Here is a 26,819-nt window from a genome sequence, read left to right on the forward strand (position 1 = left end):
AAAGTGAACCGCGTTCAACCTTATCGCGAGCAAGCTCTGCTCCCACATTGAATTGCATCAGTTTCATACCTTCTTGCGATACCCCTCAACAATCGCCGAGAAGTCCTTGCCGCCCTCGCCACGCTGACTCATCGCCTGATACAGCTGTTGCGCCACTGCACCGAGGATCACCGGTTGGTGTGCGACCCGCGCCGCCTCTGTAGCCAGGCCAAGATCCTTGAGCATCAGCTCGGCACCAAAGCCGCCGGTATAACCTCGGGAAGCTGGCGCGGTGTCGACGATGCCCGGCCATGGGTTGTACATCTCGGAACTCCAGCAGCGCCCTGTCGAGGTGTTGATAATCTTCGCCAACACCTCAGTGTCGATGCCCAACGAATCGCCCAACGCCATGGCTTCGGCCACGCCGATCATGGAGATACCCAACAGCATGTTGTTGCAGATTTTGGCGATTTGCCCGGTGCCGATGCCACCGCAATGAACGATGTTCTTGCCCATCTGCGCCAGCACTGGCTTGAGCGTTTCGAAATGCTCGTCGCTGGCACCGACCATGAATGTCAGCGTACCTGCCTGCGCGCCCCCGGTACCGCCGGAAACCGGCGCATCGCCCAGGCTCACGCCTTGCTTCGCCGCTGCCGCAGCCACTTCGCGAATGGTTTGCGGGTCAATGGTGCTGCAATCCACTGCCGGTACACCTGAGCCGATCCCCGCAAGCACGCCATCCTCACTGAGATAGACGCTGCGCACATGAGCAGCCGCGGGCAGCATGGTGATGACCAGTTCAGCGCCTTGAGCTGCATGTCTGGGCGACTCACTGATGCGCCCGCCCAACGCTGCAAGCTCGTTGAGGATGGTGGTATTGAGGTCGAACAGATGCAGATGATGCCCGGCCTTGAGCAGATTACGGGCCATCGGCGCGCCCATGTTACCCAGGCCGATGAATGCGATTTTCATTGTTGTTCTCCTGATTCCGAAATCAATCCGATCTCCTGTGGGAGCTGAGTTTGGTCTGGGCGGCATTCCGACGATAAGGCTGGACACGGTTCACTCTAGAATTGCGGTGCACCTATCGCGAGCAAGCTCAGCTCCCACAGGATTGTTCTTCTACTTGAGGTTTATGGTGGTATTCACCCCGTCATTAACGCTGTCATCGTCAAACCAGCGGCTCGTGACGGTCTTGGTCTGAGTGTAGAACTGCACCACCTGTTTGCCGTATGGACCGAGGTCGCCGAGCTTGGACCCGCGTGAACCGGTGAAGCTGAAGAACGGCACGGGCACCGGAATCGGAATGTTGATGCCCACCTGGCCCACGTCAATTTCACTCTGGAATTTGCGAGCTGCCGCGCCGCTCTGGGTGAACAGGCCGGTGCCATTGCCATACGGATTGGCATTGACCAGCGCGATGGCCTGATCGAGCGTGTCGACTTCCAGCACCACCAGCACCGGACCGAAGATCTCCTGCGTGTAGATCTGCATGTCGGTGGTCACCCCGGAAAACAGCGTCGGCCCGACGAAATTGCCATCCTCAAAACCCGGTACCTTGATGTCGCGACCATCCAGTTCCAGCTTCGCACCTTCCTTCACTCCGCTTTCGATGAGGTCCAGAATCCTCTGCTTTGCGCGTCTGGAAATGACTGGGCCGACATCGGTACCCGCCTCGCTTCCGGCATTGACCTTGAGTTTCTGAGCAAGGGCTTTGAGGTCCGGCAGCCACTGTTTCGCCGCACCGACCAGGACGACGACCGACGTGGCCATACAACGCTGACCGGCAGCGCCAAAACCGGCCCCGACCAGCGCATTCAGGGTTTGCTGACGATTGGCGTCGGGCAGCACCACGGCATGGTTCTTCGCGCCCATCATCGATTGCACGCGTTTGCCATGCTGACCGGCAAGGTTGTAGACGTGAGTGCCGACGGCCGTGGAGCCAACAAAGGACACGGCTTTGATGTCCTTGTGGGTGCAGATGGCGTCCACCACCTCTTTGCCGCCATGCACCACGTTGAGTACACCGGGGGGAACGCCCGCCTCCACCGCCAACTCGACCAGCAACATGGTCGACATCGGGTCCTGTTCGGACGGCTTGAGGACAAAAGTATTACCGCAGGCGATGGCCATCGGAAACATCCACAGCGGGATCATTGCCGGGAAGTTGAATGGGGTGATACCGGCGCAGACGCCCAAGGGTTGGCGCAACGTATAAGTATCAACGCCGCCAGCCACGTTTTCAGAGAACTCGCCCATTTGCAGGCTGCCAATGGAGCAGGCGTGCTCGACGACCTCCAGGCCGCGAAAGATGTCACCCTCCGCATCCGCGATGGTCTTGCCCTGCTCCGCGCTCAGCACAGCTGCGATACGCGGCGAGTGCTCACGAATCAAGGCCTGCAGTTTCAACATGATGCGCATCCGCGCACCGATCGGCGTATGGCGCCAGGTCTGAAAAGCCTTCTGTGCGGCGGCCACGGCGGCATCCACTTCGCCGGAGGTGGCGAACGGCACCTGAGCCAGCACTTGCTGGGTCGCCGGGTTGATGATGTCGTGCCACTCGCTGCTCTGTGATTCAACCCACTCACCGTCGATCAGCAGTTTGACGCGATCCACGGCGTTACCGTTTTTGTTGTGCGAAGCGTTCATCGATATCTCCTGATCAACAGTTATTCAGAACTCGAGCTGGACGCCCGATGCCGAGGCGGATCGCGCTTCATCAGCGCGGTACAAACCAGAGCCACAACGCCCATACCCACCAGATAAACGATCACGTAATGCGGGCTGCCATCGGCGTAAGCCAGCAGCTTTGTGGCAATCATCGGCGCAAAACCGCCGCCTAATACGCCAGCCAGTTGCACTGAAACCGAAATCCCGCTGTAACGGATTTCTGCCGGAAACTGCCGGGCGAACAACAGAGATTCCGGGGCATACAGGATTGGAAAGACCACGCCCACCGCCAGCACCATCGCCCACCAGACCAACAGCGGCTCACGGGTGCCGAGCATGGCAAAGAACGGATAAGCAAATGCGCACAGCAGCAATAAACCGGCGAAGTACAAACGGCGTTGGCCGACTTTGTCCGAGAGGTAGCCGCAGAACGGCATCGTGACCAATGAAAGGGCTGCGCCCGCGGTGATCGCATTAAGCACATCGGCGCGCGGGATCTGTAGCTGATTGGCCGCATAGGCCAGAGCAAAGGTCACCGACATGTAGAACCAGGCGTTCTCTGCGGTGCGCGCGCCGATAATGGTCAGGGTCTCGCGTGGGTGTTCACGCAGCACTCTGAACAGCGGTACCTTGACGGCGATTTTGTCCTGCTTGAGTTTTTCGAAGTCCGGCGACTCCGGCACTTTCAGGCGGATCAGCCAACCCACGCCCAGCAACACGATGCTGGCAATGAACGGCAACCGCCAGCCCCAACTGAGCATGTCTTCTTCGGGGAGTTTGGCGACCATGCCCATGGCCAGCGTCGCCAGTACTAAACCTGCACCTACGCCGGTTTGCGGCAGGCTGCCGTAGAAGCCTTTTTTACCTTCGGGCGCATGTTCGACGGCCATCAATACGGCACCGCCCCATTCGCCGCCGACCGCCATGCCTTGTAGAAAGCGCATGACCACCAGAATCAGCGCCGCCCAATAGCCGATCTGCTCGTAGGTGGGTATCAGGCCAATGATGATGGTCGGAATCCCCATCATCATCAGGGTCATCAACAGCATGGACTTACGCCCGATGCGGTCGCCGAAATGCCCGAAAATAATCCCGCCCAAAGGCCGCCCGAGAAAGCCCACTGCATAGGTGGCGAATGCCGCCAATACGCCGGTGATCGGGTCCAGTGCCGGAAAGAAGATTTTGTTGAAGATCAGAGCGGCAGCAGTGCCGTACAGGAAAAAGTCGTACCACTCGATGGTAGTGCCCGCCATGCTCGCGGCACCGGCAAGGCGATAGGATTTGGCTTTTTTCGCGGGCCCGGCATCGAGTGCGCCAGCGTCCGCCGTCATTGCGTCCTTCATAAACTCCTCCGCTTATTTATTGTTGTGCAGGGTGTTATGTCGTGGGGTGTTGCCTGGGATTGTGAAGCCGCGTTTCAGGGCAGTTCGACCCTCCTGTAGAAGCCCGATCCATCCTTCGAATTGAAATCCACTCCCTGTAGGAGCTGCCGAAGGCTGCGAGACGTAAATCCTGACACACCGCCATCGCAGCCTTCGGCAGCTCCTACAGATCCAGCGCCAACCGGCTCTGTGTTTACTGGCTGCATTGGAGTATAGATGTGCAAACTTCTAACAAGAACGCACATATAAGCAGGACCAACATGCAAAAAAACATCACCTCCCTGAGCAGCCTGAACTGGGATGACCTGAAGTTTTTCCTTGAAGTGGCCCGCACCCGCAAGGCCAGCAGTGCAGCCAAACGTCTGGCGGTGGATTACACCACTGTGTCGCGACGCATTACTTCGCTGGAGGGCTCGCTCGGAACGCTATTGTTTGAGAAGTCCCGCAATAACGGTTTCGTCCTCACCGCCGAGGGGCAACGATTGCTGGGCTATGCCGAGTCCATCGAAAGCACCCTGCATTTGGCCTGCGAGCAGGTTTCGGGCTCAGGCCTGGCGTTATCCGGGCATATTCGCATCGGCTGTACCGAAGGCTTCGGCAGTTTTTTCATCACGCCGCAGCTCAGCCATTTTCTTGATAACTATCCCGACATCTCGGTGGACATCCTGCCGCTGCCGCACTTCATCAGCCTGTCCAAGCGAGAAGCCGATATCGTCATCGCCCTGGAACGCCCGGAGCACGGGCCTTATGTGTGCTGCAAACTGTGCGACTACAACCTGCGCCTGTACGCGACCCAGGATTATCTCGACGCCCATGCGCCGCTCAACAGCAGCGCTGACCTGACCGCGCATACGTTCATCAGCTACGTGGATGACCTGGCGTTCAGTTCTGAACTGCTTTACCTCAGCAATCTGCTGCCCGGCGCGCAGGCGCAACTGCGCAGCACCAGCGTCATTGCCCAATACCTGGCGGCGCTGCAAGGACGTGCACTGGCCATCTTGCCGTGCTTCCTTGCCGCTCAGGATTCACGACTGATACCGGTACTGCCGGAAGAAGTGAACATCACCCGACATTTCTGGATGTACTGCCGGGAGGATTTGCGCAAGTTGAAGCGCATTACAGTGTTGTGGGATTACATCCGGGAGGTGACGGAGTTGAATCAGGGATTGCTGCTGGGGCAATCGCGGGAGCTGAGGTTTGCGGGTCAGTCTCGCTAGGCATCTGTAGGAGCTGCCGAAGGCTGCGAAGCATTTGCCTGACACGCAGCCATCGCATTCAGCAGCTCCGGTCATCTCAGAGTGCGCAGACCAGGCTCACCTGCTCACTGTTGAACCACCGGTCAATGTCTTCCGGCGGCATCGGCCGCGAAAACAGGTAGCCCTGCGCCGACATGCAGCCCAGGCTTTTCAGCGCATCCAGCTCTGCCTCGGTTTCCACGCCTTCGACGATGCACTCAAGCTGCATGTCGTGACACAACGCAATCAGCGATTTGACGATTTTGAAGCTCGCCGGGTTGAGGTGAAGGTCGGTAACAAAGGTGCGATCGACCTTGAGCTTGGTCAGGGACAGGGCATGGATCTGACTCAGGCTCGAATAGCCAGTACCGAAGTCGTCCAGAGAAATGCCGCAGCCCAGGTTACGAAACAGGGCGATGGCGGCTTGAGTCTGGGCCAGGTCCTGAATGACCGCCGTTTCGGTGATCTCAAGGTCCAGGCACGCCGGGTCGAATCCGCTGTCCTTGATGACCTGCACGATAATCTGCGCGGCCTCTTCCGAACTACAGTCGTGCGCGGAAAGGTTGAACGAGAGATGAACCCCGGCTGGCCAGGACTTTGCAGTCTGTAGGGCCTTGGTCAGCAGCGGCACGGTGAGGCGGTTGACCATGCCGATGCGTTCGGCGATGGGGATGAATTCACTGGGCGGGACGTTACCCAATTCAGGGCTTTTCCAGCGAGCCAACGCTTCGAACGCTACGGTGCGTTGAGTGCAGATGTCCATGATCGGCTGGAAGACCACGTGAAATTCTTCGTGCAAGTCAGCCCTGCGCAATGCCTGCTCGGTGAGCCCTTGCCGATTGAGTTGCTGACGGTGCGCAGCGGAAAACATACACACCGTACCGGGTCTGTTGCGCTTGCTTTGGTAAAGCGCGTAATCGGCGTACTCGTAGACTTCGGTTTCACTGGCCGCCAGATCAGGAAATGTTGCGATGCCAAAGGAAGCACTGATCTGAATTGGAATATCCACAAGCATGAATGGCTCACGCATGCGCGCGCAGATCAACTCACCAAACGCACGCAATTGCTCGTCGCTTTTGGCATCGGTCATGATCAACGCAAACTCGTCGCCGCCCAGTCGGGCCAGATGCACGCCGTCATCGAGCAACCCGGTCAGACGTTGTCCGACCTGATAGAGCAATTTGTCGCCAATGCTATGGCCGTAAAGATCATTAACTGGTTTGAAACCGTCCAGGTCGATCAAGCCCACCGCCAGACGCACGTCCTGTGCGCGGGCATTCACCAGCAAGGACTCCAGTTGGGAAAAAAATTGTCGACGGTTTGCCAGCCCGGTCAGGCTGTCCATGTTGGCGAGCCGACGGTTCTCGTTGCTGAGCCTTTCAGTGCTGGCCTGCATGTTCACCAGCCGGGTGAAATCGCCGTACTGGGCTTTCAGAATGACGAGCATCGCAATGGAAACCAGCAGCACATCAATCGCGGTGGCAATAAAAGTGATGTTGTTGGTCGATGCGAAAAAAATCACAAACGCTGTGTTGACCACCACCGTGGTTGCCAGCGCTGCGGGGAGCAAATGCATCATGCAAAAGATGCAGCCGATGACCGTAATCGCCATGTAGAAGGCGACATGAGCCTGACCGTAGCTATCGCCATACGGAAACAGCGCCAGCGACCACGCGGTAAACCCGGCCGCGACAAAGGGCGCAAGACGATTCGTGCGTTTCAGCGCAGCCAGCATCTGTTCCGGGCTAGGTATGCGGTTGCGGGTACGCCACCATTCCGCGGCACGGATGACACCGAATGCCGTCATGATCAGCGGGCAATATACCGCCAGCCAGCGCGGCGCCGCTGAATAGTGGGTGCCCGCCAGCACCAGCGTATTGATGAGCAGAATGAAATACATCATCGGCAGTTGTCGGGACAACGCGATGTATTGGGCTTTGATCAAGCCGGGGTTGCCGTGAGGCACAGACATAAGCGCTCGCAAATTGGCGAGCAACGTTTTCTTCATGAGGCGCAGCTCTGAAATTTCAACCAGTTGTAAACCGACCGGATCTCCGTTCCAGTGTGGGCCAAGTGCATCAATGGACAGTGCGCTTACTCATTCGTGTCGGCAGGATTACAGGATTATGAAAACCTTCCGATGAATGGTGGCCATTTGATTGTAGATCACGTTTTCAAGTTGGGATGGGAACCCCCAGCCATTCCTCAAATTCGTCTACCGGCATCGGTCGACTGATCAAATAACCTTGGCCCGTATCACAACCGGCATTACGCAGGAAGGCCAGTTGTTCCGGGGTTTCGATACCCTCGGCGGTGACGGTGAAACCCAGTGCGTGACCCAATTCGATAACGGCCTGGGTAATCGCGACGTAGGCTTTGTCATGGGGCAGACCGGAAACGAACGTGCGATCTATCTTCAGGTTGTCGATGGGCAAGTCTTTCAGATAGGCCAGAGACGAGTAGCCCGTACCGAAATCATCGACGGCCACGGTCAGGCCCATACTGCGCAACTGACTCAGTACTGTGTGCGCCAACTCCTGGCGGTTCATGATCAGGCTTTCGGTGACTTCAATTTCCAGCGCCTGAGCCGGCAAGTCATAACGCTGCAACGCCAGCCGTACGTCTTCGACAAAGTTGCCGCGCTCGATTTGCAGCACGGCCACGTTGATCGCCACGTGACCGGTAAACAATCCACTCTCGCGCCAGCGCCGCGCCTGACGGCACACGTGCTCCAGTACCCACTGGCCAATAGAGACGATCAACCCGGTACGCTCTGCAAGCGGAATAAAATCGGCAGGCGACACCAGCCCAAGCGTCGGGCTACGCCATCTGATCAGTGCCTCTGCACCCTCAACCCGGCCCCTTTTCAGGTCCAGCTTGGATTGATACCAGACCTCGAACTCATTACGTTCGAGTGCCTGCCGCAGTGCAGCTTCCAGCGCGACTCGCGCCTGAATCAGCGTGGTCATGTGTGGCTGGTAGAAGCAGAAATCATTGCGCCCGCCTTCTTTGGCGGCGTACATCGCCGTATCGGCCTGGGTCAGCAGCGCCTGGGCGGTAGCGCCGTTCGCGGGGTACATCGTGACGCCGATACTGGCGGTCACGAGTGCGGCGGTCCCCTCAAGATCGAACGGTTGCTGCAACGATCTCAGGATCTTCCCCACCACAGGGACGGCGTCCGCCTCGCATTCAAGCCCGTCGAGAATGAAACCAAACTCATCGCCCCCCAAGCGGGCGACAACATCTCCAGACCTCACCGCATCGACAAACCGGTGAGTGGCATGTTGCAGCAGTAAATCACCCATGGGGTGGCCAAGACTGTCGTTGACCAGTTTGAAACCATCCAGATCCAGCATCAGCACGGCCATGCAGTTGTTTTGCCGCTTTGCCTGCTCAATGCCTTGATTCAGCTGTTTGTGGAATAGCACCCGATTAGGCAGGCCGGTCACCGAGTCAAAATGAGCCAGGCGCTCAAGGCCCCGCTCAGCCTCCTTGCGTGCGGTGATATCGCGGACGATCGCGTACGTCACCTGCTCGTGTGCAAGCTGCATGGTGCACAGCGTCACCTCGGTGGGGAAGACACTGCCATCCACACGCTTGTGGTCCCATTCAAAGCGCAATGAACCCTCACGCTCGACCTCGGCCCTCAGGGCTGCGGCTTTGTCTACCGAGGACTGCCCATCCGGCTGGAACTGCGGTGAGATATCGGCGACGGTGACGCTCGGGAACCCAGGCCCGTCGAACCCCAGTGCTTGAAGCCCTGCAGAGTTACCCAGATTGATTCGTCCGTCCTGGCCTCTGATCCAGATAGGATCGGGAGAGCGCTCGAACAAGGTGCGAAAGCGATCCTCACTTTGTACCAATGAAGACGAAATGTTCTCTCGCTCGGCGATCTCCTCGCGAAGCTCGGAGTTTCGTCGGCGAATCAATCGGTGATTCAGGCTGGCCTGCAGAATGAAGATGCTTAACAGCAGAGAGATCGATATGGCCAACAGGAAAAGCGAGGAGTCGATAATCGTGAGTTTTGCCCAGCCGGCTCTGGGCTGAGCCGCCAGTTGCCAGGTGCCACCGGGAATACTGACCTCGACGACAACGGGATCGCCATCAAAAAGCGCTGCATCGCCGTAAATCATCCCGCCCTCAGCCCCTCGACCATTCTGGCCGCGCAGCGCGACTCTCAGCCCTTCCTCTTCCTCAAGGCCCCCGGCTTTGAGCAACGCTTCAGTACCGGCAACCACGGAAACAAGGCCCCAGTAAGCATCATGTTCGTCATGGGCAGACAGGAAAACCGGACGCCGGTAGATCAATTCCCGGCCGCCCTGGTACAAGGTCACAGGCCCTGCCAACAACGCAGCGCCGGACAGGCGCGCTTTCACAATAAGGGGAAACTGTTCGGGCCGAGTCCTGTAGTTCAGACCGATAATGCCCTCGTTGCCTGCCAGGGGGTATGTATCCTGAATCACGTCACCAGGGGCAATGACAATGTGGCGAATGTAGGGCACAGCCTCGATTGCACTTTGAGCCATGCGCCTGAAATGCCGTGGCGAAATACTGCCGTCGATACTGATGAGCTGGGCGATACCCTCGGTGCCACTGAAAGCAAACCGAACGCGCTCCGCCAGTCGCGTACCCAGACTGCTGAGCTGCAACGTCACGCCATCCCGCTCGCTGTCGCGATAACGTGCGTTATCCAGTGCGCCCAGCCCGTAGGAAAGCACTGCGCCAATGAACAGCACTCCAAGAGGTAAAAGGAAGGTGCTGTAGGAGCCCTTATAACGGCTCGCTGTTGCCTGGGCTTCGTTCACATGCAGCTACCCATGTACGCCGATAAAAGAAATTCGAATGCATCTCGTCATCGACCTGAATCACCGTTCCTTGAGCGGCATTTTCAACTATCAATTTGGCCAATGATCGGTACCAATAGCATTGACTTCTTAATAAATCTGAGCGGCGTAGCATTGCCTCCATACCGAGTTAACAACTAACCCGATCTGGAGCAACTACCATGAAAACTTCAAAACTGATTTTCGGCCTGGCCTTCTCCGTACTGGCTTCAAGTGCTTTCGCTTCTCCACAGCTTCCAAGCCTTCCAGGCAACAACGACACCAACCTGATCGACCCTACTCCGGCGGTCATCGTTGTGGCTGAAGGCGGTGCAGTTCATACCAACGTCGGCGCAAACCGCATCGCTGCTGATGGCGCTGACCGCGTCGGTGCCAACCGTCTCACTTCTGATGGTGCTGACCACGTCGGTGCTAACCGTCTCGCCGCTGATGGCGCTGACCGCGTCGGTGCTAACCGTCTCACTTCTGATGGTGCTGACCACGTCGGCGCAAATCGTCTCGCTGCTGATGGTGCTGATCACGTCGGTGCAAATCGTCTGACTTCTGATGGTGCTGACCACGTCGGTGCAAATCGTCTCGCTGCTGATGGTGCTGACCACGTCGGTGCAAATCGTCTGAGCTGATTTTATTCTGCTCTTCAAACAGCCCGGCTTTGGCCGGGCTTAATTTTGTCTGCAATAAAGCCTTGTGATCATAGGGGTATATATAAAGCCGCCGGACCAACAAGCTCTGCTAAAGATAATTGGATCCAATTATCCGCGTGATAATTAGCCCAACAAATATGATGTCCGATATCTACTTAAAAACTTTTCCGCGATTAAAAACTGTTGATCAAACAACTGCTTGAAACTGTGCATTACTTTTTGACGATCGGTCATTCAGGTTCGTAAACCATTGCCGATAGGGTGTTGTACAGATGTCTCGCTGCCTTAAAAAAATAACGCTCCGGCTGTGATTGATCTTCCAAGCAAAAAAAACTCGTGGAGAAACACAATGAACAGCTGGTTCGCCAATATCAGCGTCAATATGAAGCTCGCCCTCGGTTTTGGGCTCGTGCTTATTTTTACTGCCATCCTTGCTCTGACTGGCTGGAACAGCCTGAGCAAACTCATTGACCGTAGCAACTGGATGAGTGACATCACCGAGCTCAACGCTCAGTTGACCAAATTGCGCGTGGCGCGCTTGCAATACATGGTGGCAGACGGTGACGACACCGTGGCTCAGACCGTTCAGGTGGCCCTGGATGGCTTCAAGGCTCAGCAGGAAAAACTGCTGAAAAGCTTCAAGAGCCCGGAAAACATTGCACTGTTGAAGCAACTGAGCACCGTAATCGCCGAATATGAAAAAGGCCTCGCCGAAATGCGCGCGGGCTACAAGGCCAGCAATAGCGCACGCGAGGCAATGGGCGTTCATGCCGACAAAGGCAATGCGCTGGTCGATCAACTCTACGCTGATGTATTGAACCTGGGTGCAGACGACGAACGCCGCTTCGAACAGTATCAAGCCATCAGCAAAGTCAAACAGGACCTGATGCTCGCGCGTTATGAAACTCGCGGTTATACCGGCAACACCACGCCTGAAAATGAGCAAAAGGCGCTGAACCAGATCGAGAACGCGATCAAAGGTCTGCAAGCCACTCAATCGACTTTCAGCGGCGTCCAAGCTGACCGTCTCAAACAGCTGGAAGCCGAGCTGGGCGAGTACCGCACCTCTTTGGTCGGGTTCAAAACCACCATTGGCAACCTCGCTGTACTGCGCAAGAACATGACGACCCAAGGTGCGACCATCGTCAAACTCAGCGATGACATGTACAAAATCCAGCTGGATCGTCGCGACATCGAAAGCGCCGACGCACGCAACATGCAATTGATCTGCACCCTGCTAGCGCTGGTACTCGGCGTACTGGCTGCCGTGATCATCACGCGCCAGATCACCCGTCCATTGAAAGACACCCTGGAAGTTGTAGAGCGCATTGGCTCCGGTGATCTGTCGCACACCATGGTCGTGACGCGTCGCGACGAATTGGGCGAACTGCAACAAGGTATCCAGCGTATGGGTACAACCTTGCGCGACCTGATCGGCAATATCCGTGACAGCGTTGTACAGATTGCCAGCGCAGCAGAAGAACTGTCCGCCGTCACCGAGCAGACCAGCGCGGGTGTTAACAGTCAGAAAGTCGAAACTGATCAAGTCGCAACGGCCATGCACGAAATGTCGGCCACGGTGCAGGAAGTTGCCCGTAATGCCGAGCAGGCTTCCCACGCGGCCTCGGTCGCCGATAAAGAAGCACGCAACGGTGACAAGGTTGTCGGCGAAGCCATCGTGCAGATTGAACGTCTGGCAGCCGAGGTCGTGCGCTCCACTGACGCAATGACTCAGCTTGAGCAGGAAAGCGACAAAATCGGCAAGGTCATGGACGTGATCAAGGCCGTCGCTGAGCAAACCAACCTGCTGGCCCTCAACGCGGCGATCGAAGCGGCGCGTGCCGGTGAAGCTGGTCGCGGTTTTGCGGTAGTCGCTGACGAAGTCCGCGGTCTGGCGCAGCGCACACAGAAATCCACCGAAGAAATCGAAGCGCTGGTTGCCGGTTTGCAGAACGGCACTCGTCAGGTGTCGAGCATTATGCTCAGCAGCCGCGAGTTGACAGAAAGCAGCGTGACGCTGACCCGCAAGGCCGGTACATCGCTGGAAAGCATCACCCTGACGGTTTCCAATATTCAGGCCATGAACCAGCAAATCGCTGCCGCAGCGGAAGAGCAAAGCGCAGTGGCCGAGGAAATCAGCCGCAGCATCATCAACGTGCGCGATGTTTCCGAGCAGACCGCTTCGGCTAGCGAAGAGACCGCCGCGTCCAGCGTTGAACTCGCCCGCCTGGGCAATCAGCTGCAAATGCTGGTGAGTCACTTCAAGGTCTGACCCTTTTCAGTCAGCACCTCGCAATACACCTCAAGCCCGGCTAAATGCCGGGCTTGAGCGTTTCTGAAGCACGTTTTTGCAAGATCATCCCAACGGCATCGATAAAATGACGCCAAAAAATTGATGGCCAAGCGCCACGATTTTTAGTATTCATACATTCATATATATCAATTTGTTTCAGGCTAGCGCCTCGATCAGTGATCAGCGTCGTCCGTTCATCTCTATCGCTGGCTCCCTTACTGCAGCTTTGGCAAGATTTCCAAGGAGTGTCATGAATACGTGGTTTGCAAATATCAGCGTCAAAATGAAACTGGCGCTGGGTTTCGGCGTAGTGCTGATTCTGACTGCCGTGCTAGCCGCTACTGGCTGGAGCAGCGTCAGCAAGCTGATTGAACGCAGCGACAGGATGGTCGACATCACCCAACTCAACGCCCTGCTGGACGACGTGAACTCCGCACGCCTTCAATACGTGGTGGATAAGGGCGACGAGAAAAGCGCGGCCGTGGCACAAACGGCACTGGATGAGTTCGATGCGCAACAAAAACGCCTCGCCACAGTGTTTGCCAGCGCAACCAATCTGGGCAGCCTGCAGAAGATCAGTAGCCTGACCGCTGATTATCAGAAGTCGCTGAGCAAGATGCGCGAGGCTTACAAAACCGACGCCGCGGTACGCAAAGAGATGGGTGTCTATGCCGTCAAAGGCGCAGAGCTGATTGGTCAGATCCTTGATGACGTGATGCAGATGCCTTCTGGTGATGAACGCTTCGCTGCCTATCAGGACATCATGAAGGCCAAGGAAAACCTGGCACTGGTGCGCTACGAAGTCCGCGGTTATACCGGCAACGCGACGACGACCACCAAGGACAACGCGTTTCGCCAGCTCGACGCAGCACTCAAGGGCATGGAGCAACTGTACACGACCTTCGGCACCAAACATGGCGACAAGCTCAAGCAGCTCGAAACGTCGCTGATCGGCTACCGCGCCGCCGTACAGCGCTTCACAGCAGCCAATGCGGATGTCATGGACGCCACGAAAGAAACCCTTGAACAAGGGCGCGCGATCACCCAGGCCAGTGACGCGATGTACGACTTCCAGCTCAATGCTCGCGAACAGAACACCAGTCAGGCACGCACCCTGCAAATCACCTGCACGCTGCTGGCACTGGTATTGGGCACACTTGCGGCAGCCGTCATCACCCAACAGATCAACCGTCCGCTGCGGGACACGCTGAATGTTGTCGAGCGCATTGCCTCCGGCGATCTCACACACAGTGCCGTGGTGACCCGCCGTGATGAACTGGGCGAATTGCAGCAAGGTATTCAGCGCATGGGCAGCACCCTGCGCGACTTGATCGGCGGCATTCGTGATGGCGTCACGCAGATCGCCAGCGCTGCCGAAGAACTTTCCGCAGTGACCGAGCAGACCAGCGCGGGGGTCAACAGCCAGAAAGTCGAGACTGACCAGGTTGCCACCGCCATGAATGAAATGTCGGCCACGGTTCAGGAAGTTGCCCGCAACGCAGAACAAGCATCCCAGGCCGCTTCGGCAGCCGACAGCGAAGCCCGCGCAGGCGACAAAGTCGTCGGTGAAGCCATCGCACAAATCGAGCGCTTGGCTTCTGAAGTGGTGCGCTCCGCCGATGCGATGACTCAGCTGGAACAGGAAAGCGACAAGATCGGCAAGGTCATGGACGTGATCAAGGCGGTTGCCGAGCAAACCAACCTGCTGGCCCTCAACGCCGCCATTGAAGCGGCGCGCGCAGGCGAAGCCGGTCGTGGATTTGCCGTCGTGGCAGATGAAGTGCGTGGCTTGGCGCAACGGACCCAGCAATCGACCGAAGAAATCGAAAGCCTGGTCAGCGGCCTGCAAAACGGCACGCGTCAGGTCTCGACCATCATGCTCAGCAGCCGCGAGCTGACCGACAGCAGCGTCGCCCTGACCCGCAAAGCCGGGACCTCGCTGGGTAGCATCACCCAGACAGTCTCCAGCATTCAGGCCATGAACCAACAAATCGCCGCAGCCGCCGAACAGCAAAGCTCTGTTGCTGAAGAAATCAGCCGCAGCATCATCAGCGTTCGCGACATCTCCGAACAGACTGCCTCAGCGAGCGAGGAAACCGCAGCGTCCAGCGTTGAGCTGGCGCGTTTGGGTAATCAATTGCAGACGATGGTGAGTCATTTCAGGATTTGATAACGGCTGGATACTGTCAGCTCTCGCTGATCGATACTAGGCGGATTTCATACTTCACTCTGCCCTTAAAGCCCGGCTTCCGCCGGGCTTATTTCGACTCAACAAAATACACCGCAGACACCTGCCCGAGCAGCGCAACATTTCGTCGCTCCAACAATGCCGATATCCCTTCTGTCGACTATATTGACGAACCTGTGTACTGACGCGATGAAGTATCCGCTTGATGACACTTTCATTCGTGGAGAAAAAAGTGCAGACAGAAAACGAAGATCAGGCGTGGATCGAATACAGAGCGCGCTTCTCGGAAGTTTACGATGACTCCAATTACGCCAGTCCCTTGCAGGCCTACGTGATGCGCGCCAGCCACCGGCTAGTAGAGAAAGACTTTACCTCGTCAGACTATTTCTCAAAGGTACTTGAGATCGGAGCCGGCACGGGGGAACACCTGGCGTTCGTCCAGCATGGATTCGGGGAGTACACGCTCAGTGATATGGATCAGAAAACCCTTGAGGTAGCAAAGGCAAAGATTTCAGGTACAGGCCGTGGAAAACTGCTGTTCGAAGTACAGACGGGCGGACGGTTAGACTACCCGGACAACACATTTGATCGTGTGATAGCCACCCATGTGCTAGAACATATTTATCACCCTCACCTTGCCCTGAAGGAGTGGATGAGAGTGCTGAAACCCGGAGGGACGCTGTCCATATTGATCCCTACCGACCCTGGTATGGCATGGCGGCTCGGTCGCCATCTAGGGCCTCGCAAAAACGCGATTGCCCAAGGGATTGCATACGATTACGTCATGGCACGCGAGCATGTGAACCCCTGCAACAATCTTATTGCAATACTGCGCCATTACTTCGATCACGCTCAGGAACATTGGTGGCCCCTCCCAGTCCCCTCCATTGACCTGAATCTATTCTTTTCATTCAACACCATCCTTGGCAAACCTGCTTCTCACACCTGACTGTAACGATGGACTAACACATTGAAAGTGTAAATAAAACTGACACCTTTGTTGTTAACTTTACATAGCACCCAGTGGCAGCATGCTTCTTTACGTATGATGTATAGTAAACAGGCACCCGCAGATTAGCGCTCCTTGGCATTAGCGTTTGTTTTTCTGAATCGATTAAACATGATTTTAGGAATAGAAGGCTGCCAATCAAATGACGTCAAATCTGCCGTATCTGGAACCCAAAGTCGCGGTTGTAATCCCGTGCTTCAAGGTATGTCGACACATACTCTCCGTCATTAAATTGATCGGCCGCGAAGTCACCCGCATTTATGTCGTCGATGATAAATGCCCTGAAGGCACGGGCCAATTCATCAACGAGCATTGTACGGATCCACGTGTGAAGGTCATTTTCAATCCCGAAAACAGGGGGGTTGGCGGTGCAGTGATGAGCGGATATGCAGCGGCGCTGGCGGACAATATGAACATCATTGTCAAAGTCGATGGCGACGGCCAGATGAATCCCGCCTTGATACCTGATTTCATCGCACCTCTTTTATCGGGTGAAGCGGACTACACCAAAGGGAACCGTTTCTACAATCTCGAAGAAATACGACAGATGCCTACCGCACGCCTGTTAGGGAACACTGCACTTTCTTTCATGACCAAATTATCCTCCGGCTATTGGGACCTGTTTGACCCCACAAACGGCTATACCGCGATTCATGCCGACGTGGCCAGAAATTTACCGTTGACTAAAATAAGCGCTCGTTATTTTTTCGAAACAGACATGTTATTTCGACTCAACACTCTGCGTGCTGTGGTCATTGATATTCCAATGGACGCCCAGTATGCCGACGAAATCAGCAACCTGAAAATTTCCCGAATCGCAGGTGAGTTCTTGGTTAAAAATACTCGTAACACCCTCAAGCGAATATTTTACAACTACTACTTACGCGACATGTCGCTGGCATCTTTTGAGCTACCGCTAGGTGTCCTGCTGCTGCTATTCGGTACTATTTTTGGCCTGTGGCACTGGCTGGATTCAATTCATACTGGAACCGTGACCTCTGCAGGAACCGTGATGCTTTCCGCGTTGCCTGTTTTGTTAGGCACTCAGTTCATCCTCGCCTTTATCGGTTACGACGTGCAGTCGATACCGAAACGCCCACGGCATCTAAGGCGCCCTTACATTAATAAATCCGACTCACAAAGAACGCTGAACTCATGACCTATTTAATTGCCTTGTTTTGCGTCCTTGGCCTAGCGGCGGGGCAAATACTTTTCAAACTCAGCGCCACATCACTGCACAGAGCAGGTACATTTTTCGATGTTTCCACGATGGCTTATTTTTTTATCGCATTGATGTTGTATGGGCTCACGACTGTCGGCTGGGTATGGGTCTTGCAAAAAGTAGAACTCGGAAAAATATACCCGCTGATGGCTATCGCCTTCGTCATTGTGCCTTTGGCCAGCCATCTACTGCTGGGTGAGAAATTTCAACCTCAATACTTCATCGGTGTAGCGTTGATCATCGCGGGTATTGTCATTGCGGTGAGATCATGAAGACAACTCATGAAAGGCGAACAATGACATTTTTAACTCGAATGGTTTTTAGGTATTACAAGCCTTTGCGCGGACTTATCGCCCTAGGCATCGTTGCATTTGCGTCCACCAGCGTGTGGGCTGCTCCACCACCCAACGGAGCGAACATTGAAGGACAGGGGCACGTAGACTCGATTACCTTCGATGGTCAACGCATCACCGCACTTGGATGGGCTGCTAAAAACCTGGCCAATAAACAACTCACTACGATCAGCATCTACTTCGATGAAAAAATCGTTTACGAAGGTGCATTTGAACACTTTGCCAGACCTGACGTCGCAAGCAGCACAGCCCGTGCCGACTGGCTGGATACCGGGTGGAAGGTATCCTTCGAGTTACCGGACGAGGTCAAGAAAGGACAATACAACGTCTCAGTTGATGCTCGAACAGGATCAGAAAGCCCAGTCAAGCTCGCAACCTCAGACACTTCGCAGATAGTCTCGATCACGACGTCTCCTCGAGACGAGAAAAACCTCATACGGAGCGTAAAGCTGACAATAGCCTGCGCGCTGATATTTCTGGTGACGTGCTTCATTAAGTCAACTCAACTGAATGGGCTGATCAGACGCAAATTCGGAATCAAGCTATCGGAGCCATCTTTTTTCAGCCTGGCGGTCCTGCTGGTGTCGTTCGTGTTTGTGAGCATTGGGCTAACAGGCTCCTCACTGCAACTAGGTCAAACCAGCGCGCCATTCATTAATGTCAATGGCACTAACATCATGGCCGGCTACCAGGCAATAAGAAGTGATGAGTGGTTAGTTATCACTCCGCTTGCAATTGCGCAATACGAGCATGAACCACGATTTCCCATTGTGAATAAAAACATAGGCGAAGATGGTCAGAATATGTTGGTCGTAGGAATGACGGGGGCTCCGGTCGCTCATATTTCAGCCCTTGCGAAACCCGCGACCTGGGGTTTTTTTCTGTTTGATCTGAAACGAGCACTTTCCTGGAATTGGTGCTTTTCGATTGTGGGCTGCTTTCTTGCTTTGGCCTATACGCTCAACAGGCTTTCAGCCGCTCACTGGAAACAAGGCTTTCTGTTTTCCGGACTCTTCTGCTGCGCCCCTTACATTGTGGGATGGTCAAATTGGCCGGCTTACACTGTCTTCTTCCCCTGCATTATCTTTCTGTGTGTTTTGCGAATATTAAATACCACCTCGGCCTACACATTATTGCTATCTGGTATTTTGCTAGGTATTGCAGGCGCCGGATTTGTCTTCGTGCTCTACCCTGCCTGGCAAATTACCGTAGGCTACGTCTTCGTCGCGCTGACGATTGGCATTCTGATAAAAGAGAAATTATACAGCGCGCTTACAGGCCGCAGAGTGATCACCTTTATCTGTGCAATGAGCATCGCCGGTGTAATGGTGGGCGCCTGGTGGATGGATGCCAATAATGCGATTCATACAATGGCTCAGACGGTCTATCCGGGACAACGTATGGCGACGGGTGGAGAGATGACGCTACCTGTCCTGCTGCGCGGCTTCACCAATATTTCAACACTGAACCATCTGAGCAGTACTTTTAGCAACCAAAGCGAGATCGCTTCATTTTATTACCTGCTGCTGCCACTGGGCGTGTTGCTGGTGCTTCGTGCTATCTATCAGCCGCTTGATGCTCTGGAATGGGCAGTCACGCTGATGACCGGATTTATCCTTTTTTATATGTTCGTCGGCCTACCTGCCGGCCTGTCGAAAATCTTGCTGTGGAGCCATGTCCCCGCGAGCCGTGCCGACCTTGCCTTGGGTCTTGCGACGTTAGTGCTTACGCACCTGCTATTTTCTAGCAGCAGGCAAGGTGAACCAAAGGCTCCCGGGGCTACAGTATCGGGAATAGCTGCCGCAACTGCTCTGCTTTGGGTATACATCATCTACCGAAACATCAGGCAATTAGACAACTCGCTGCTGACCGGCCTCACCCCGCCCATCATGACCGCAATGCTCTTTACTGTTGCCGCAATAAGTTACTTCCTGATCACACGAAACTTAAAAAGCTTCATCGTCACGAGCCTGGCGCTTTCACTGGCTACCACCGCGACTTTCAATCCAGTGAATATCGCGCCTCGCTCAATAGACATAGCGGGAACGGCCGGGAACAGCATGAATTTGGCTGATGTACTCAAACACAAAAAAGTCCTGATGATGGATAACCCTGTCAGCCCGATGTTTCTGGCTGCTGCTGGAGTACCTATCGTGAACGGTGTTTTTTATTACCCACAAAAGTCCCTGTGGTCACGACTTGATCCCTCAAACAGTCAGTCAAATACTCACAACCGGTATCAACATGTTTTATATACGGGGAAACAGGACGCTCGCGAGAACGTCGTAATCGATAACCCGAATCCCGATATAGTGAGGATTACTGTAAAACTCCAGGGCTTTGATTTCCGGCTGTCAGGTGCACAGGTGGTGCTTGCGACGGACGCTCAGAAAACAGCATTGGCTGCGAACGCAAGCTTGTCGTTTCTGACGTCGCTAAGTGGTTGGAGCGTCTTCACAGTCAACTAAACCCGCGGCGGCCACGCGAGGCCGAAGTCTTCATGGTCCAGGGTCAGGTTGGGGTTGTAGGCGTAATCCACCTTGATCTCTGGCCACCTGGCGAGCATGTAATCAATCTCGCGCTTGAAGCGCTTTTTCTTGCGGCGCGTGTCTTCCGCACCTCGAGTCGCTGACTCGTGGTGATACAGCTCGGCAAACGGCGTATACACATTCACGTAACCGGCTTCGCGGACGCGTAAACAGAAATCGACATCGTTGAAAGCGACTTTGAGGTTGACCTCATCCAGCCCGTTGACCTGCTCGAATACTGACTTTCTGATAACCATGCACGCAGCCGTGACAGCGGACATTTCCTGGATCAATGAAGCACGACAGAAATAGCCGTACTCTCCTTTGGGCAGGTATTTGTGTGAGTGCCCGGCGACTCCGCCTACCCCGACGATAACACCAGCATGCTGGAGGCGGTCGTCGGGATACCAGAGGCGAGCGCCCACGGCGCCCACTTCTGGCAGCACCGCCAGCGACACCATTTCTTCCAGCCAATCCGGACTGATGACTTCAATATCGTTATTGATCAGCCCCACTAATTCGCCGCGGGCCTGGCTTACCGCGAGATTATTCAGTGCTGAATAATTGAACGGACGCTCATCGCGCAACACGAGAACGTTGGCTTCGGTCTCAAGAGTTGCGAAATAACGAAGCGACGCTTCATCGTCTGAGCCGTTATCCACCAAAATGATTTCGTAGTTTTTATAGGTCGTCAGTTGTCGAATGCTGTCGATGCATTGTTTGACCAGCGCGTGCGCATTGCGCGTTGGAATGATGAGACTCACCAAGGGCAAAACATCAGGCAACCGATGACGAACCCGATACATGCCCATGGGCAGTAACTCTGCGTGAGCAGCCATGGATTGACGTTGCAGATGCTCGTTCAGCGCTTTGACTCCGGCCTCTGCCGCGTACGGCTTCTGATCTCCGCCTTGAGCGGTGCTGCCCTCGTGAATTCGCCAGTGATATAGCACTCGAGGGATGTGCACGATCTGGTCCGGCCTCAGCAATTCGATACAGCGCATGGCCAGGTCGTAATCCTGCGCGCCCTCGAACCCCAGACGGAAATCCCCGGCTTGCTCAACAATATCGCGCCGATAGACAGCAAGGTGGCAAATCATGTTCTGCGAGCGAAACAGGAACGCATTCCAGTCCGGCTTGAAATAAGCACTGCTGCGATTGCCCTGAAGATCAATCTTGTCTTCATCCGAATAGATCAGCCCGACCTCGGGATTTTCCACGACCGTGCGCGCCACCCAATACAAGGCGTGTTCTGCGATCAGATCGTCGTTGTCCATCAGCGCCAGATAGTCCCCGCTGGCGAGCTCCATCGCCGAGTTACTCGCTGCGCAGATGTGACCATTGTGTTCGCGAAAAACCACTTTGATCTGCTGGTCGTCGTGCTGGAGTTGCTCAAGGTAGTCTCGAACATCAGGGTTGGTAGAGCCGTCATCGGCAATACACAGCTCCCAATGGGGATATAGCTGATAACGCACGCTGTCGATGGCAGCCCGCAGTAAATCCAGGGGAGGATCGAACACCGGCATGATGATGGAAATCAGCGGTTGTTTATCCCAGGTGCGGATATGTTCGGTTATCTCCCAGCGCGACTGGACGCTCAACGTGTCATAGCGCTCGATCCAGGCCGCATAGTCGTGGCGGCTGGGTACTTCGGGAGCCAACAGGTTTTCGTTCTGACCATGATCGGTGCCGCTGAACCAGCGCACCCGATCGACGAGCCCCTTGACGCCGTACTGCCTGAGAACGCGAACGGTCCGACCGATAGTCTCCGTCAGCCCGCCACCACGCTGGACCATCATGGGGACCATTGCCGAGAGGCGTTTGACGCGTCTGATCGCACCGATCGATTTGCGCACGGGCGCTGCAAGCCTGCGACTGTATGAAGTTTCGAGCGCGATGATGTGCAGATTCAAACGATGAATAAGGGTGTCTTTGTCAATCTGTTGCGTCAGTAAGGCATGCTTGAGGAGCTCGATCTGCGCATCACGCTGACTGACAATTTCACTCTGATTGCCAAGCAGGCGTTCGATGGTCTCAAGAGTATGCTGATCGGTTTCAACAACGCTTTCGGCGGTGACCCGCCCCAGTTCCCCTACGCTCTTGTTCAGCGCCTGGATTTGTTCGGCCAGCGGCGCCAGCGAACTCTGAAATACCTGTTGATACTGGCTGATGGTATTGAGCTCGACACTGACCAGCCTGGCCATGACCTCATCGGTGTACAGCACCAGATCAAGGTGCAGACTGAGATGCTCGACGTCTTCAATGAAAGACAGATCAACCGGTAACTCCAGATAAGGATCATCATCCAGACTCAAAAAGAAGACCGGCACCCCGGACTTTTCGACCCTCATCACTCCAGAGGTCGCGATCAGGCTGTCGATATGCCGATCCCATGCCCAGACTTCGTTCTCGCCCCTGAGCAGCCGCACGTTATCCAGCGCAAATGATACTTTCTGGTCAACCGGATCCAGCCTTAAACGCCGGAGCCGCGTGGGGATCGTTGAAAATGAAAAATGCAGTTGTTGATGCCCTGGAATCAACGACTGTGCGATGCAGGCGGACTCTTTGAACTCACCATCGCCATTGCTGTAATACAGCTTGGCGTGCAGCGGTGCCGGCACAGGCACCACCTTCTGATTGATCGGCTCATTGGGCTTCCAATCAAGAAACTCACTGGCCGCACGTCCCGTTACAAAAGCTTGAAATTGTGCCTCACGGTCGATGTAGCGGGTCAGGTCATCGTCTGAAACCAGGATGCCCGCTTTGCGCAAACTATCCACGATAAAAAAACGGCGACTGGGCGGCATGATGCTCGGGTGAAATGGAGTTGCATTGGCAATCAGCAACAACAATGCGCGCAGCAGGAGATGCCCCAACTCCACGCCACCGGATACTTCCCATTCAACATCGATCAGTGATGGCGTGCCATTTTCAGCAATCAGGATATTGTGGGGAACGGCATCAATAAATGTATCCGGGAGCCTTTCAGATGCCTGAGTCAGTGCAAGCGGCTGGTTCTCTACGCCAAGCAGAGTTTTCAATACGCACAGGTATTGATTCAGAAACAGGCCAAAGTCATGAATATTCCAGTCAGGTGTGGTCGCAATGTTGAGGAATCGCTGACTCAACGGTTTGCCCTTGATGTACGCATCTACTTTGGAAAGGCGTTGGCGAAAATCGCCCCCATGCGCTTCCTCTGTTGCGCTGGCCAAGGCCACATGACTCACCTCAATGCCGGTTGTCGTTTTGACAAACCGTGTTTCCTTACAGAGGCCAGGCCTTCGACTGGTGTTGTAGTGGTACGCCAGAATATCGGGGTTCACCATCAGCGCAGCGGTGCGGCTGGCCGCGACCAAGAAGGAGTTGGCCAGCTCTGAACCCAGTCCGTTTTCAATCACCACAGGCCAGGTACGCTCCAGATTGAAGCCGGTCACACCCGGTAGCTGAGGATCTTTTTTGACGTTCTGCCATGCCAGCGCTGCTGCATCGAATGACTCCGACTCAAAAGCCTGTTCGGTGGTTATCGAGTTGGGGAGTTTGTAGTCGGGGGCCGGATAGAGAAACTCAGCATGATCAAAGCCCGCTATCCGCAGCAGGTTTTCCAGTCTTCTGCGCCCGAAGGTTTGCGGTTGACCCTTTATGTATCGGCCCTCAATGCCATACATAGGGACGTTGATATGGTCTTCTGGCGCACCCGCGAAATACTTCAGGCCCAATTGGTTCTCGATAGCCAGTATCAGCTTGCCCTCCGGCAGCAGAAAATCGCGAACACGTTTGAGCATACTGAGTGCGGCGTCTTCGTCGCGGCTGAACACACTGGCATATTCCAGTACGCCGATTAGCGTGACGACATCAAACTGCTCATCACTCATGAAATCATCGAAACGCTCGGCAAAAACCCTCACATTCGGCAGATCCCGAGTACGGCTGGCGGCAATCTGCGCACGGCGCAGACTGCCCTCCAGACTCAGAACCGAACCGCCACATTCTCCAAGGTAGCGAGTAATCGCACCGCAACCGGCACCAATTTCAAGCACGCGACCGCAAGAAAGAGACGCTTCGAAAGGACGAAGAATGTTACCCCGCGCCGTCCCCAGGTGATAAAGCGACGCCCAATCAGTGCAATGCTCGCTGAGCTCTGTGGATAACACTGAAAGGTCATCGGCATCGCGAATGATGTGTGCGAGACGCTCCTCGCTTTCGTCACCATCGCTATAAGCAAGCCCCTGATAATCTTCACGCACCCATATGCCGGTTTCAGGATTGAAGCGGTATCCCTTCTCTTGAAGCTTGATCATGTTCAGGCACCTGATCGATATCCATAGTGGCGGCCAGATCTATAAGGCCTAGCGCTTGCGGGGTTGAAGGCACGACGAAATGAATGGAGTCGTAACGACGATCATGAGGAATGACGTCCTCACCTTTACGAGAGGCAATGCCAACGGAGATGAAGTAGTCGCCGCTGGCGAGCCGATTGATGAACCGCAGGCAGGCAATGGCATCGGAACCAGGCGAACCCAGGCCCCGCGTCTCTGTGCACGTGAGCAGCACGGAGTTGGTGCCATAGACGGTTACGCCTTCCTTGGTTTTTATGGTGAAACCAAGGATCGGATTGATGACCATTCGGTGGAAACGAATGGCCAGATGCAAAGTCACTTCGGCCTGGGGTTCGATAAGCGAGGGGAACCGCTGACCATTGGCGATCAGTTGAAAATCCAGCACGCTGGCGGCGCCGTCACCCCACCGATATTCATGCGGGTTGAACCCGTCACGAGAGGCATAGGCGTTACGTTCAAAGAGCAGCGTCACGCAGGGTGCGCTGGCTAAGCTACGGTCAGGTACAGGCGACCCTTTCGGGGGGGAAATCTCAAGCACGTCTGCAGGTTTATCCCGGCCAAAGAGGATATCCAGATAACGATTGATCACCGGCCTCGCGGGCCCGAGCATCTCGACCCTCCCTTGCTCCAGTAGAACGGCACGGTCGCAGTGAGTGACCACCTGTTCGCTGGCATGAGTCACCAGCAAGATACTGGTGCCATTGCTCTTCAACTGCCGCAGCCGCTCGAAGCATTTGGCCTGGAATCGTGCGTCGCCTACTGAAAGCGCTTCGTCCACAACCAGAATGTCGGGATCGACCTGAGCCTGTACCGCGAATGCAAGACGAACCACCATGCCACTGGAATACGCCTTGACCGGCTGATCAATGAACTCACCAATATCCGCAAAGCTGGCAATGGCATCAAAACGCTGATCGACCTCGTCATGATCCAGACCGAGCAACGCAGCGTTCAGATAGACATTTTCCCGCCCGGTGAACTCCGGATTGAAGCCGGACCCCAACTCAAGCAACGCAGCGACCCGACCGTGGGTCTGTATGACCCCGGCCGAAGGCGTCAAAGTCCCGCAGATAATCTGCAGCAACGTGGATTTGCCTGAGCCATTGCGCCCGACGATGCCCACGGTTTCACCGCGCCGCACGTCAAAATCGATATTGCGCAGTGCCCAGAATTCTCTGCCATAGGACGTTACAGGGGATCCGAGTTTGCGTTGCAGGCGGGGAATGATGGAATGCTTCAGACGATCAAAAGGTTTTTCGTAGGTATGAAAGCATTTGGAAATGTCGCGCACGCTGATGACATTTTCTTCAGATGACATCGGCAAACCCCTTGCGGGTTTTCTGAAAAAACCAGAACCCGGCAGCGGCAATCGCCAACGCTATCAACATCGCTGTCGCCAGACTGTCCCATTGCGGAAATTTCCCCAGCAGTAATACATTGCGGCTTTCCTCAATGATGTACGTCAGCGGATTTAGTTTCAGCCAAGGCTGATAGGCTGCTGGCAATGCCGCCACGGGATACAGTACCGGTGATAAAAACAGCAATACGGTGGTGAGCACCACAATCACTTGCCCCACATCGCGCAGATAAACACCCAGTGCGGACAGGCCCCAACTGATACCTGAGGTGGCGATCACCAAGGGCAGTAATATCAACGGAAAAAACAGGGCGCTGACTTGCAACTGTTGCGTCAATAAAAACTGTGCAGCCAGCAGGACCACCAGGCTGATAAGTGTGTGAAACATTGCAGACCCCAAGGTCACCACGGTCAGAATTTCCAGCGGAAAGACGACTTTCTTTACGTAATTACTGTTTGAAATAATGAGGGTGGGTGAACGGTTGGCGCACTCGGAAAACAGGCCATGCACAATCATCCCCACGAAGAGAAGGATCGCAAAACCACCTTTGCCGGTCTCTTGACCGACCCAGCGCGCTTGAAAGATTTCCGAGAAAACAAAGGTATAAACAGCAAGCATCAGGACGGGGTTAAAGAAAGACCAGGCCAGGCCCATTATTGAGCCTCGATAACGGCCTATGACTTCTCGTTTGGTCATGACAGCGATAAGTTGACGATAATGCCACAGGCTGCGAATAAGACTCAGGGGGTCAGCCCCAGGCGTAAGATGGGGGTTCAC

The 26,819-nt window shown here is 55.1% G+C and carries 16 protein-coding genes and 1 pseudogene; 9 read left to right on the forward strand and 8 right to left on the reverse strand.

The annotated features are described in order from the left end of the window. Positions 1–63: 63 nt before the first annotated feature. From mmsB to EE949_RS25330, 3 genes are all read right to left on the reverse strand, one after another. Entirely contained in the window at positions 64–951 is an 888-nt protein-coding gene (gene mmsB / locus EE949_RS25320) for a 3-hydroxyisobutyrate dehydrogenase (protein WP_122666809.1), read from the reverse strand. A 150-nt stretch (positions 952–1,101) separates the two neighbouring features. Further along, complete coding sequence (locus EE949_RS25325) at positions 1,102–2,628, reverse strand: CoA-acylating methylmalonate-semialdehyde dehydrogenase (RefSeq protein WP_122666810.1); 1,527 nt, start codon at positions 2,626–2,628, stop codon at positions 1,102–1,104. Positions 2,629–2,648: 20 nt separating this feature from the next. Then, positions 2,649–3,992 carry an MFS transporter gene (locus EE949_RS25330; RefSeq protein WP_122666811.1) on the reverse strand — a complete coding sequence of 448 codons (1,344 nt, stop codon included), beginning with the start codon at positions 3,990–3,992 and terminating at the stop codon, positions 2,649–2,651. 299 nt (positions 3,993–4,291) lie between these two features. On the opposite strand from EE949_RS25330, the gene EE949_RS25335 reads away from it, so the two are divergent. Next, on the forward strand, positions 4,292–5,248 hold the full coding sequence (locus tag EE949_RS25335) for a LysR family transcriptional regulator (RefSeq protein ID WP_122666812.1): 957 nt from the start codon (positions 4,292–4,294) through the stop codon (positions 5,246–5,248). 76 nt (positions 5,249–5,324) lie between these two features. Here EE949_RS25335 and EE949_RS25340 read toward each other — a convergent pair whose 3' ends face one another. Beyond that, positions 5,325–7,274, reverse strand: coding sequence for a putative bifunctional diguanylate cyclase/phosphodiesterase (locus EE949_RS25340; RefSeq protein ID WP_122666813.1), 1,950 nt, complete (start codon positions 7,272–7,274; stop codon positions 5,325–5,327). A gap of 166 nt (positions 7,275–7,440) precedes the next feature. Beyond that, the gene (locus EE949_RS25345; protein WP_240350479.1) at positions 7,441–10,071 is read right to left on the reverse strand and encodes a bifunctional diguanylate cyclase/phosphodiesterase; all 2,631 of its coding nucleotides are present in this window, start codon (positions 10,069–10,071) and stop codon (positions 7,441–7,443) included. Between the two features lie 200 nt (positions 10,072–10,271). Here EE949_RS25345 and EE949_RS25350 point away from each other — a divergent pair, with 200 nt between their 5' ends. From EE949_RS25350 to EE949_RS25380, 8 genes and pseudogenes are all read left to right on the forward strand, one after another. After that, positions 10,272–10,733, forward strand: coding sequence for a hypothetical protein (locus EE949_RS25350; RefSeq protein WP_122666814.1), 462 nt, complete (start codon positions 10,272–10,274; stop codon positions 10,731–10,733). Between the two features lie 403 nt (positions 10,734–11,136). Next, positions 11,137–13,026 carry a HAMP domain-containing methyl-accepting chemotaxis protein gene (locus EE949_RS25355; RefSeq protein ID WP_430735915.1) on the forward strand — a complete coding sequence of 630 codons (1,890 nt, stop codon included), beginning with the start codon at positions 11,137–11,139 and terminating at the stop codon, positions 13,024–13,026. 304 nt (positions 13,027–13,330) lie between these two features. Beyond that, positions 13,331–14,362, forward strand: a pseudogene (locus EE949_RS30385) (methyl-accepting chemotaxis protein); the annotation flags it as partial. 141 nt (positions 14,363–14,503) lie between these two features. Beyond that, entirely contained in the window at positions 14,504–15,217 is a 714-nt protein-coding gene (locus EE949_RS30390) for a methyl-accepting chemotaxis protein (RefSeq protein ID WP_431194227.1), read from the forward strand. A 223-nt stretch (positions 15,218–15,440) separates the two neighbouring features. Continuing rightward, positions 15,441–16,184 (forward strand): class I SAM-dependent methyltransferase, encoded by a 744-nt coding sequence (locus tag EE949_RS25365; protein WP_122666817.1) that lies wholly within the window; start codon positions 15,441–15,443, stop codon positions 16,182–16,184. Positions 16,185–16,386: 202 nt separating this feature from the next. Next, a complete protein-coding gene (locus tag EE949_RS25370; RefSeq protein ID WP_122666818.1) occupies positions 16,387–17,403 on the forward strand; it encodes a glycosyltransferase family 2 protein in 1,017 nt (338 codons plus the stop codon). After that, the gene (locus EE949_RS25375; protein ID WP_122666819.1) at positions 17,400–17,738 is read left to right on the forward strand and encodes an EamA family transporter; all 339 of its coding nucleotides are present in this window, start codon (positions 17,400–17,402) and stop codon (positions 17,736–17,738) included. Before EE949_RS25370 ends, EE949_RS25375 begins: the two co-directional genes overlap by 4 nt. Then, the gene (locus tag EE949_RS25380; protein WP_162873996.1) at positions 17,735–20,287 is read left to right on the forward strand and encodes a DUF7657 domain-containing protein; all 2,553 of its coding nucleotides are present in this window, start codon (positions 17,735–17,737) and stop codon (positions 20,285–20,287) included. The genes EE949_RS25375 and EE949_RS25380 overlap by 4 nt, the downstream gene beginning before the upstream one ends. Here the strand turns inward: EE949_RS25380 and EE949_RS25385 are convergent. The 3 genes from EE949_RS25385 to EE949_RS25395 are packed head-to-tail and all read right to left on the reverse strand — an operon-like array spanning position 20,284 to position 26,819. After that, positions 20,284–24,645 carry a glycosyltransferase gene (locus tag EE949_RS25385; RefSeq protein ID WP_122666821.1) on the reverse strand — a complete coding sequence of 1,454 codons (4,362 nt, stop codon included), beginning with the start codon at positions 24,643–24,645 and terminating at the stop codon, positions 20,284–20,286. The genes EE949_RS25380 and EE949_RS25385 overlap by 4 nt on opposite strands. After that, positions 24,605–26,002: an ABC transporter ATP-binding protein gene (locus EE949_RS25390; RefSeq protein ID WP_122666822.1), complete on the reverse strand. Its 1,398-nt coding sequence runs from the start codon at positions 26,000–26,002 to the stop codon at positions 24,605–24,607. Before EE949_RS25390 ends, EE949_RS25385 begins: the two co-directional genes overlap by 41 nt. Continuing rightward, complete coding sequence (locus EE949_RS25395; RefSeq protein ID WP_122666823.1) at positions 25,992–26,819, reverse strand: ABC transporter permease; 828 nt, start codon at positions 26,817–26,819, stop codon at positions 25,992–25,994. Before EE949_RS25395 ends, EE949_RS25390 begins: the two co-directional genes overlap by 11 nt.

Source organism: Pseudomonas viridiflava (assembly GCF_900602065.1).
In the GTDB taxonomy this organism is placed as follows: Bacteria; Pseudomonadota; Gammaproteobacteria; order Pseudomonadales; family Pseudomonadaceae; genus Aquipseudomonas.